The sequence below is a fragment of the Nocardia aobensis NBRC 100429 genome (assembly GCF_000308375.1).
Lineage (GTDB): Bacteria > Actinomycetota > Actinomycetes > Mycobacteriales > Mycobacteriaceae > Nocardia > Nocardia aobensis.
Genome location: NZ_BAFQ01000068.1, coordinates 1 through 9,156, shown reverse-complemented (window position 1 = coordinate 9,156; position 9,156 = coordinate 1). Strand labels below are relative to the sequence as shown.

The window sequence follows — 9,156 nt, the reverse complement described above, 5'->3', positions numbered from 1 at the left end:
GTAGGTTTCCGGGATCGGCAGTCGCAGCAACCGGCTGAACCGCCCGTCCTGACCGCCCTTCAGCGCCGCGATCGCCTCGGGTTCGTGCCGGGCCGCGCTCGCGATCAGGCCGAACATCATCAACGTGATCGCCAGCGACGAACCACCGGCCGACACCAGCGGCAACTGCAGGCCCGTCACCGGCAGCAGGCCCACGACATAGCCGATGTTGATCAGCGCCTGCCCGGTGATCCAGGTGGTCGCGGCCGCGGTCAGCAATCGCAGGAACGGATCGGCCGAGCGGGCGGCGATGCGCAGTCCGACGAAGACGAACAGCGCGAAAAGCCCCAGTACGAGGGCACATCCGAGAAATCCGAGTTCCTCGCCGATGATGGCGAAGATGAAGTCGTTGTGCGCGTTGGGCAGATAACTCCACTTGGCCCGGCTCTGGCCGAGTCCACGCCCCCAGATCCCGCCGTCGGCGAGGGAGAACAGCGCTTGGCGCGCCTGATAGCCGATGCCCTGCGGATCGTCGCCGGGATTGAAGAACGCGCGCATGCGATCGGATCGATAGCCGGCCGACAGCGCCAGAATTCCCGCCGCGACCGCACCCGAGACCGCGATGGTCACGAACAGCCGCACCGGCAATCCGCCGAACCACAGCAGCGCGACCAGCACCAGGCCGACCGCGATGGTCGTCGACAGATTCGGTTCCAGCACGATCAGCAGACAGGTCAGCAGACCGGCCGGCACCAGCGGCACCAGAATGTCCTTGTACCCGGCCTGGTCGCTGCGGCGCGTCGCCAGCAGATGCGCACCCCACAGGATCAGGGTGACCTTCACGATCTCCGACGGCTGCACCGAGACGAAGCCGAGGTCGAACCAGCGGCGCGAACCCTGGACCTGCGAACCGATTCCGGGAATCAGCACCAGCACCAGCAACAGCACCGACGCGGCGAACAGCGGGAACGACAGCTGCCGCAGCACCCGCATCGGAATCCGCAGCGCCACATAGAACAACGCCGCGCCCAGGCCCGCGAAGAACGCCTGCTGCATGAACAGCGAATAGGCCGAACCGCCGTCGGCGTAGGCCTCCACACTGGAGGCCGACAGCACCATCACCAGCCCGAGCACGGTGAGCAGGGTGGCGATGGTGACGACCAGGTGGAAGTCGGCCAGCGGGCGCGCCAGCCAGGCACCGAACCAGGTGCCCACGGGCTTGCGCGCCGGTTTCGTCACTGCTGGCTCCCGATATCTCTCTCGTCCAGGGCCTGCACCGCCGCGACGAAACTGCGGCCGCGATGGGTGTAGTCGGCGAACATGTCCAGGGAGGCCGCGGCGGGGGCGAGCAGGACGGTGTCACCGCGCCCGGCATATCCGGCGGCGATGCGTACCGCGCGGGCCATCACCGCGTCGGCGCCGTCGATCTCGGCGACCAGAGATGCCGTGGAGGGTTCCCCGCTCATCTGTGCATCGTCACCCGAACCGAGCTCGACCACCGGGACATCCGGCGCGTGTCGCGCCATTGCCGCCGCGATGATCGGCGCGTCCTGACCGAAGACCACCGCCGCGACGAGACGCTCGGCGACCTCCTCGACAAGATCGTCGATATGGGCGCCCTTGAGCTGACCACCGGCGATCCACACCACCTGCGGATGCGCCAGGATCGAGGACCGCGCGGCATGCGGATTGGTCGCCTTCGAATCGTCGACGAAGCCGACCCCGCCGAGTTCCCGCACGAAGGCGGCGCGGTGCGGGCCCACCTTGTGCTCGGCCAAGCCCTCCTTGACGAACTGCGGGGCCACGTCGATGGCACGGGTCAGCGCGGCCGCGGCCAGCGCGTCGGCGACACCGGCGGGTCCGGGCGGGCTGATATCGCCGACCTCGGCGAGGATCGCGGCCTTGGTGAAGGCGCGGTCCAGCAGTTTGCCGTCGACCACACCGAGTTCACCGTCGGCCGGCACGCCGATCCGGAAGCCGACGGTGCGGCGCGCCTTGGACTTTCGCGCCAGCGCGGCGGCGACGGGGTCGTCCAGGCCGACCACGCCGACCCGTCCGGTCAGGGCCCGCGCCTTCGCGGCGGCATAGGCGTCGAGGCCGCCGTGCCAGTCCAGATGATCCTCGGCCACGTTGAGCACCACACCGGCCTCCGGGCGCACCGACGGCGCCCAGTGCAGCTGGAACGACGACAGCTCGACCGCGAGGATCTGCGGACCCGGGGTGCGGCGCAGCGCGTCCAGGATCGGCAGTCCGATATTGCCGCAGGCGACGCTGGGCAGCCCGGCCGCGCGCAGGATGGCGTGGGTCATCTGGGTGGTGGTGGTCTTGCCGTTGGTTCCGGTGATCACCAGCCATTTGCGCACCGGACCGTAGAGCCGGGCCTGATCCACCCACCAGGCGAATTCCACATCGCCCCAGACCGGAATGCCCTCGGTGACCGCGGAGACCAGGACCGGTGAGCCCGGTCGCCAGCCCGGGCTGGTGATGACGAGCGCGAACCGTTCCAGCGCACCGGGTTCGAGCAGCGCGGCGGCAGTGGCGGTGTCGAGGCCGAGTTCGGCGGCCTCGGCCATCGCCTTCTCCCCGGCGTCGGTGACCACCGGACGGGCGCCGATATCGCGCAGCGGCTCGATCAGCGAGCGCCCCGACACCCCCCATCCCGCGACGAGAACGTCACGGCCACGCAGGAATTCGAGCATAGGACCCGGTGATCGCAGGGCCCGCGGAGTATGTTCGACCATCGCTGCTTACCCGACCTGAGAGAGGTATTCGCTGTAGAACAAGCCCAGACCGACCGCCGCCGCGATTCCGGCGAGCAGCCAGAACCGGATGATGACCGTCGTCTCCGCCCATTTGCTCAGCTCGAAATGGTGATGGAACGGCGCCATCTTGAACAACCGGTTGCGGGTGGTCCGGAACACCGCCACCTGCAGCACCACCGACACGGTCTCGGCGACGAACAGCGCGCCGATCACGACCATGAGCAGTTCGGTGCGGGTGGTGATCGACAATCCGGCGAGCAGGCCACCGAGGGCCAGCGAACCGGTATCGCCCATGAAGATCTTGGCGGGCGCCGCATTCCACCACAGGAATCCGACACACGCCGCCGCGCCGGCGGCACACACCAGCGCCAGATCCAGCGGATCGCGCACGTTGTAACAGCCGGCTTCGGCCTTGAATTCGCAGGCGTGGTAGTACTGCCAGAACGTGATGATCACGTAGGCGCCCAGCACCAGGCTCATCGACCCCGCGGCCAGGCCGTCCAGCCCGTCGGTGAGATTCACCGCGTTCGACCACGCGACCACGACCAGGCAGACGAACGCCAGGAAGATGATCACGCTCATCGAGACGGTGTTGATCTCTCGCACGTACGACAGATGCCGGCTGGCGGGGGTCCGCCCGCCCGCGCCGCGGAACTGCAGCGCGAGCACCCCGAAGATCACCGCCGAACCGAGCTGGCCGATGTACTTACCGGCCGCGGTCAGGCCCAGATTGCGCTGCTTGCGCAGTTTGATGAAGTCGTCGATGAAGCCGACCACGCCCAGCGCGGTGGCCAGGCCGAGGACCAGTAGGCCCGAGGCCGACGGCCCGTCGGCGTGATAGCCGATGCCGATCAGATGCGAGCCCAGATATCCGGCCCACATGCCGATCAGGATCGCGACACCGCCCATGGTCGGGGTGCCGCGCTTGGCCTGATGACTCTCGGGGCCGTCGATGCGGATCTCCTGGCCGAATCCGCGCCGCGCGAACATGCGGATCAGCAGCGGCGTCAGCAGGATCGATACCGCCAGCGCGATCCCCGCCGCGAACAGAATCTGCCTCATCCAGCTGCCTCCGTGCCCTGCTCACCCGATGCGAGCACGTGTTGCGCCACCGCCCACAGACCGGCGGAGTTCGACGCCTTGACCAGCACCACATCACCGGCCGCGATCTCGTTGTCCAGCAGGGCGATCGCGGATTCGATATCGGGTACGAGGATGGATTCCTCGCCCCACGAGCCTTCCATGACCGCACCCTGGTGCAGCGCGCGGGCCGGGCGCCCGGTGCCGACCACGATCAGCCGGTCGACGTCCAGCCGCACCGCGAGCCGGCCGATGCTGTCGTGTTCGACGACCGATTCCTCGCCCAGTTCCGCCATTTCGCCCAGGACCGCCCAGCTGCGCCGGCCGCGCGGCGCGTCCGGCGTACCGCCGGCGCGCGACATCGACACCAGGGCCTTGAGTGCGGCGCGCATGGAATCCGGGTTGGCGTTGTAGGAGTCGTCGACGACGGTGACCCCGTCGGGCCGGGTCCGCACATCCATCCGGTGCGCCGAATCGACCGTCGCACCGGCCAGAGCACGGGCCACGGTGTCGAGATCCGCACCGCATTCGAGCGCCACGGCGGCCGCGGCCAGCGCGTTCGAGATCTGGTGTTCGCCGTACACCGCCAGATGCACCTCGGCGTGAGAACCGTTGGCGTGCAAGGTGAATCGCGCCCGCGCGTCGGAATCGAGCACGATATCGGTGGCCCGCACGTCGGCGCCGGACGCCTGACCGAAGGTCACCACACGGGCCCGGGTCCGGACGGCCATCGCCGCCACCCGCGGGTCGTCGGCGTTGAGCACCGCCACGCCGGTGGGCGGAAGCGCTTCCACCAGTTCGCCTTTGGCCTGCGCGATGGCGTCGCGGCCGCCGAACTCACCCAGGTGCGCGGTGCCGACGTTGAGAACCACACCGATGCGCGGGGGCGCGATATCGGTCAGCGCCTTGATATGGCCCGGGCCGCGCGCGGACAGTTCCAGCACCAGGAAGCGGGAGTCGGCTCCCGCGCGCAGCGCCGTCCACGGATGGCCCAGTTCGTTGTTGAACGATCCGGGCGGGGCGACCACGGCGCCCAGCGGCGCGAGCACGCGCGCCAGCAGATCCTTGGTGGAGGTCTTCCCGGCCGAACCGGTCACCCCGACCACGTTCAGGCCGGCGGCGGCCAGCCGGTCCACGCTCGCGCGCGCCAGTTTGGCCAGCGCCGCCAGCACGGCGGCGCCGGAGCCGTCGGTGTCGTGTGCCAGCACATAGGAGCGGTTCGCCGCCGCGTCGGCCGCGGGGGCGAACGGTTCGACCACGATCGCCGGTACGCCGACCGGACGCGCCGCCAGCACCGCGACCGCACCGGAGGCCACGGCCTTACCGGCGTAGTCGTGCCCGTCGACGTGCTCGCCCGGCAACGCCAGGAACAGGTCGCCGGAATTGATTCGGCGCGAATCGAATTCGACCGCACCGGTCACCGTCACCGCGGGATCGCTCACGTCGTGCAGCGTGCCGCCGACGATCTCGGCGATCTCCCGCAGAGTCATTTCGATCATGAAACCGTCAGGTCTTTCGTCTTACGTTCCAGGGCCTGTCCCAGCACCTCACGGTCGTCGAACGGATACTTCACACCCGCAATCTCCTGCCCGGTCTCGTGTCCCTTACCTGCCACCAGCACCACATCCCCCGGCCGTGCCCAATCCACGGCCGCGGCGATGGCGGCGGCCCGATCGCCGATCTCGCGCACCTCACCGCGCTCGGCCTCGGCGATACCCAGCGCGCCCGCACGGATCGCGGCGCGGATCTCGGCCGGATCCTCGGTGCGCGGATTGTCGTCGGTGATGACCAGCAGCTCCGCGCCGCGCGCCGCGGTGGCGCCCATCAGCGGCCGCTTACCGGCGTCGCGATCGCCACCGGCGCCCACGACCACGGCCAGGCGGCCACCCGTGTCGCGCAGATGCCGGCGCAGCGTCGCGATCACCGATTCCACCGCGGCCGGCTTGTGCGCGTAGTCGACGAGGGCGAGGAAATCCTGTCCGGCGTTCACGCGCTGCATCCGGCCGGGCACATCCACCTCGCCCAGCGCCGCGGCCGCCGCCGCCGCGTCGACACCCGCCGCGGCGCATACCGCGATCGCGAGCAGGCCGTTGGCGATGTTGTAGCGCCCGGGCAGCCGCAGCCGGGCCGGAATCTCACCGTCCGGGCCGACCGCGGTGAACTGCTGCCCGCCGTCGGCCAGCGCGGCGGCGCCGGTCACCGTCCATTCCGGTTCGGTCTCCCCGGTCGGGCAGTCCGTGGTCGCCACGGTGACGACCCGGGCACGCCCGCTCGCCTCCCGCGCCAGCCGCCGGCCCCAGGCATCGTCCACGCAGATCACGCAGGTATCGGCCGCGACCTGCCGCTGCGGCGACCCCGGATCCGGGACGAACAGCCGACGCTTGGCGGCGAAATAGTCCTCGAAATCGGCGTGGAAGTCCAGGTGATCCTGCGACAGGTTCGTGAACGCGCCGACGGCGAAGTGCACACCGTCCACGCGGCCCAGCGCCAGCGCGTGACTGGACACCTCCATCACCACGGCCTGCACACCCTGTTCCACCATCAGCGCGAACATCGCGTGCAGTTGCGGAGCCTCCGGCGTGGTCAGCGCGCTGGGCACCCGGCGGTACTCGACGGCGCCGCTCGTCCCGGCAGCGCCCTCCTCCGGGTTCGCATCGACGCGGCGCGCGATCCGCGTCTCGATGGTGCCGATCAGGGCGGTCGACAGGCCGGCGGCGGTCAGTCCGGCCTCCACCAGATAGGAGGTGGTGGTCTTACCCGATGTGCCGGTGATGCCGATGACCTGCAGTTGTCGCGACGGATGACCGTAGATCGCCGCCGACAGTTCACCCAGCACCGCGCGCGGGTCGTCGTGCACGAGGACCGGCACATCCAGTTCGCCGATCAGTTCGGCACCGGCTGCGTCGGTGAACACCGCGACCGCGCCGCGTGCCACGGCATCGGCGGCGAAGCGGGCGCCGTGGGCCTTGGCACCGGCCAGACCGGCGAACAGGTCACCGGGCTGGACGGCGTTCGAGCGCTGTTCGATGCCGGTGATCTCGATCCCGGCCGGGTCGCCGGAGTTCAGCCGCGCACCGGTCAGTTCGGCAACGGCCTGCACCGGCGTCGGCAACGCAACGGCGGGGCGAAGCACCTGCGGGCTGGGCTGCACGGGCACCAGGCTCCTTTCGTGGGCGCACATCTGTGCATCGGGTCGAGATTCGGGGTCGGGGAGTCAGGTTACCTGTGGGCGGTCGGCGGCCACGCAGCGTGGCCGCCTCGCGCGCACCGGCTCCCCGGCCTCACCGCGCCCGCACCCGCACGTGCGGCGGGCCGCACACGGACACCCACGCTTCCGAAACCGGACATTCAACCGCACACACCGCTACATCGCCTGGAGCACAAGCTGTTTCGGCGGCACGGTCGACGGCGGAACGCGATCGCGCTGCAGCGCCCAGGAGGCGATGCTGTGGAACAGCGGCGCCGCCGACTGCCCACCGCTGCCGTCGGTGCTGCGCACGGGTGCGTTCAACATGATGCCGATGACGTAGCGCGGATTGTCGGCCGGGGCGATTCCGGCGAAGGTGATCCAATAACGATCGGCGGAATAGCACTGGCATTTCTGGTCGATCTGCTGCGCGGTCCCGGTCTTCCCGGCGATCTGGTAGCCCTCGATCGCGGCGGGAGCGCCCGTGCCCTGCTGGTATCCCATCGGATCGCGCTGCACCACGGCCTGGAACATCTGCCGCAGCGTACTCGCGGTCTGCGGGCTCACCACCCGCACGCCGTCAGGCTGCGGTTCGCCGCTGCGGTGCCCGTCGGGGCCGATCACGTCCTTGACGATGCGCGGCGGGATCCGCACCCCGTCGTTGGCGATGGCCTGGTACATCCCGGTCATCTGCAGCAGGGTCATCGAAAGTCCCTGCCCGATGGGCAGATTCGCGAACGTCGAACCGGACCACTGGTCGCGCGGCGGCACGATGCCACCACTTTCACCCGGCAGCCCGACACCGGTGCGCTGCCCCAGCCCGAAACGCTTGACCATATCCGCGAATCGATCCTCGCCGACGCGCTGCGCGAGCATCAGCGTGCCCACGTTCGACGACTTACCGAAGATGCCGGTGGTGGTGTAGGGCATGACGCTGTGCGACCACGCGTCGTGGACGACGACCCCGCCCATGTGGATCTCCCCGGGGACCTGATGAACCTCGTCCGGGTTGGTCAGGCCGTATTCGATGGAGGCCGCCGCGGTGATGATCTTGTTCACCGAACCGGGCTCGTAGGCATTGGTCACCGACGGATTGCCGATATCGGCCGAGGCCCAGAACTTAGGATCCTGCGCCGGATTGAAGGTGTTGTCGTTGGCCATCGCCAGCACCTGGCCGGTGTGGGCGTCCAGCACCACCGCCGAGGCGTCCTCGGCGCCGGATTTGTCCTTGGCCTCCTGCACCTGCTGCTGCACGTAGTACTGCAGATCGGAGTCGAGGGTCAGTTCGACATTAGAGCCGTTGACCGCGGGCACCTTGTCGCGCTCGCTGCCGGGGATGACCGCCCCGTCGGAGCCGCGATCGTAGGTGTGCGAACCGTCGGTGCCGGCCAGCGTCGCGTCCATCGACGCCTCGAGTCCCACCTGGCCGTGTCCGTCCCAGCCGGTCGCGCCCACCACATTGGCCGCCAGCGCGCCGCCCGGATAGACCGGTGTGTCCTGACGTTCGGTCCCCACCTCGGGAAACTTTTCGGTGATCTCGTCGGCGACCCGGGAGTCGACGTTGTAGGCCAGGTAGGTGAACTGGTCGTCGCTGCGCAGTTTGGCGAGCAGCTCCGCTTCCGGAGGCGCGTCCTTGCCCAGCTTCTCGTGAATCGTCTTGGCGATCGCTTCCAGCCGTTTGTCGACCTCGGGCGCCTTGTCGCTCTTCGCCCGTGCGTCGGCCAGATCCTTGCGCACAGCGATCGGCCGGAAGTTGAGCTTCTTCGTCACGACGGTGAACGCGAGCGCGCGGCCGTCGCGATCGAGGATGGCACCGCGTTGCGCCCAGTCGGTCTGATGCACCGTGCGCTGGCTCGCCGCCTCGGCCGACAGATTGGGTGCGGAAAACGTTTGCAGCCACAGCAATTGCATCGCGACGACGAGTAGCGCCACCAGCATGAGCACACGTCCGACTCCGAACCGCAGCCGCGTGGAGGCATCCGCGGGCGAGCCCGCCCGCGGCCGGGGAGCGCGACGCGGCCGGGCGGGTGTGGATCGCATACCCGCCCGGCCGCGTCCGGTGGCACTCCCGCCGGTTCTGCCTCCACCGCGGCCGGTCATCGATCGGCCCCCTCGGGTGCCGCCTGGATCACCGGCTGGGTGCCGGCC

At 69.5% G+C, this 9,156-nt stretch carries 6 protein-coding genes; all 6 read right to left on the bottom strand.

Annotated elements, in window-relative coordinates:
- Positions 1–1,218: putative lipid II flippase FtsW (gene ftsW, locus RJ03_RS09540; protein ID WP_245552227.1), on the bottom strand; the 1,218-nt coding region annotated here is incomplete at its 3' end.
- Positions 1,215–2,678 (bottom strand): UDP-N-acetylmuramoyl-L-alanine--D-glutamate ligase, encoded by a 1,464-nt coding sequence (murD, locus tag RJ03_RS09535; RefSeq protein ID WP_036500355.1) that lies wholly within the window; start codon positions 2,676–2,678, stop codon positions 1,215–1,217. The genes murD and ftsW, both read right to left, overlap by 4 nt.
- A gap of 48 nt (positions 2,679–2,726) precedes the next feature.
- Complete coding sequence (mraY, locus tag RJ03_RS09530; RefSeq protein WP_036500353.1) at positions 2,727–3,803, bottom strand: phospho-N-acetylmuramoyl-pentapeptide-transferase; 1,077 nt, start codon at positions 3,801–3,803, stop codon at positions 2,727–2,729.
- On the bottom strand, positions 3,800–5,320 hold the full coding sequence (locus RJ03_RS09525; protein ID WP_036500350.1) for a UDP-N-acetylmuramoyl-tripeptide--D-alanyl-D-alanine ligase: 1,521 nt from the start codon (positions 5,318–5,320) through the stop codon (positions 3,800–3,802). Before RJ03_RS09525 ends, mraY begins: the two co-directional genes overlap by 4 nt.
- Positions 5,317–7,002, bottom strand: coding sequence for a UDP-N-acetylmuramoyl-L-alanyl-D-glutamate--2,6-diaminopimelate ligase (locus RJ03_RS09520; RefSeq protein ID WP_051024503.1), 1,686 nt, complete (start codon positions 7,000–7,002; stop codon positions 5,317–5,319). Before RJ03_RS09520 ends, RJ03_RS09525 begins: the two co-directional genes overlap by 4 nt.
- Positions 7,003–7,185: 183 nt before the next feature.
- The gene (locus RJ03_RS09515; protein WP_157163388.1) at positions 7,186–9,048 is read right to left on the bottom strand and encodes a peptidoglycan D,D-transpeptidase FtsI family protein; all 1,863 of its coding nucleotides are present in this window, start codon (positions 9,046–9,048) and stop codon (positions 7,186–7,188) included.
- Positions 9,049–9,156: the final 108 nt, after the last annotated feature.

Coding starts and splice junctions, on each gene's coding strand:
- RJ03_RS09520 (WP_051024503.1), bottom strand. CDS start 7,002: ATGTGCGCCCACGAAAGGAGCCTGGTGCCCGTGCAGCCCAGCCCGCAG.
- murD (WP_036500355.1), bottom strand. CDS start 2,678: ATGCTCGAATTCCTGCGTGGCCGTGACGTTCTCGTCGCGGGATGGGGG.
- RJ03_RS09515 (WP_157163388.1), bottom strand. CDS start 9,048: ATGCGATCCACACCCGCCCGGCCGCGTCGCGCTCCCCGGCCGCGGGCG.
- RJ03_RS09525 (WP_036500350.1), bottom strand. CDS start 5,320: ATGATCGAAATGACTCTGCGGGAGATCGCCGAGATCGTCGGCGGCACG.
- mraY (WP_036500353.1), bottom strand. CDS start 3,803: ATGAGGCAGATTCTGTTCGCGGCGGGGATCGCGCTGGCGGTATCGATC.